Source organism: Aquabacterium sp. A08, assembly GCF_011742065.1.
Window position 1 is genome coordinate 1 of record NZ_JAAQQT010000351.1, and the last position, 296, is coordinate 296.

Sequence of the window (296 nt, forward strand, 5' to 3'; positions counted from 1 at the left end):
ATGTTCGCCTCGGGCACCTCCACGTTCTGGAACACCATCTCGCCGGTGTGGCTGCCGCGCATGCCCAGCTTGTCCAGCTTTTGCGCGGTGGAAAAGCCGGGCATGCCCTTTTCCACGATGAAGGCGGTCACGCCGCGGGCGCCCAGTTCCGGCTCGGTTTTGGCGTACACCACCATGGTGTCGGCGTCGGGGCCGTTGGTGATCCACATCTTGCTGCCGTTGAGCAGGTAGTAGCCGCCCTTGTCCTCGGCGCGCAGCTTCATGCTGATCACGTCGGAGCCGGCGCCCGGTTCGCT

General features: G+C 65.2%; 1 protein-coding gene. It reads right to left on the minus strand.

Annotation, left to right across the window (positions count from 1 at the left end; all coding sequences use genetic code 11):
* A partial coding sequence (locus HA630_RS27030; protein WP_208299885.1) for an acyl-CoA dehydrogenase family protein occupies positions 1-296 on the minus strand: 296 nt, incomplete at both ends.